The sequence below is a fragment of the Peteryoungia ipomoeae genome, assembly GCF_004912165.1.
Classification (GTDB): domain Bacteria; phylum Pseudomonadota; class Alphaproteobacteria; order Rhizobiales; family Rhizobiaceae; genus Allorhizobium; species Allorhizobium ipomoeae.
This window is the reverse complement of record NZ_STGV01000022.1, coordinates 1-535: the sequence shown is the minus strand read 5'-3', so window position 1 is coordinate 535 and position 535 is coordinate 1. Positions and strand designations below refer to the sequence as shown.

Annotated in this window: 1 protein-coding gene; it reads right to left on the bottom strand. The window is 58.3% G+C overall.

Annotated features, from left to right (window positions below; all coding sequences use genetic code 11):
- The coding region (locus FAA97_RS20970; RefSeq protein ID WP_136600502.1) for a DDE-type integrase/transposase/recombinase at positions 1–535 on the bottom strand (535 nt) is incomplete at both ends.

Sequence of the window (535 nt, the reverse complement as noted above, 5' to 3'; positions counted from 1 at the left end):
TGGGGTGAGATTGTCGAGGCTCTCGTGGTATCGGCGATGGTTGTAGTGCTCGACGAAGGCCGCGATCTGGGCTTCGAGGTCCTCCTGGAAGAAGTAGTTTTCCAGCAGGATGCGGTTCTTCAACGTCTGATGCCAGCGTTCTATCTTGCCCTGCGTCTGCGGATGGCCGGGAGCGCCGTGAACCTGGTTGATCTTGTATGTCTCCAGCCATTCGCCGAGATCGGAAGCGACGTAACACGGGCCGTTGTCGGACAGCAGGCGCGGCCGGTGCTCGACCTTGACCTTGTCGCAGCCTGAGGCGGCCAGCGCCAGGTCGAGCGTGGCGGTGACATCGTCTACCTTCATGCTGGTGCACAGCTTCCATGCTATGATGTAGCGGGAATAGTCGTCGAGAATGGTCGACAGGTAGAACCATCCCCAGCCGATGACCTTCAGATAGGTAAAGTCGGTCTGCCACATCTCGTTCGGCCGCGTGGTCTTGTCCTTGAACTCGTCGTTGGCCTTGATGACGATATAGGCTGGCGACGTGATTAGA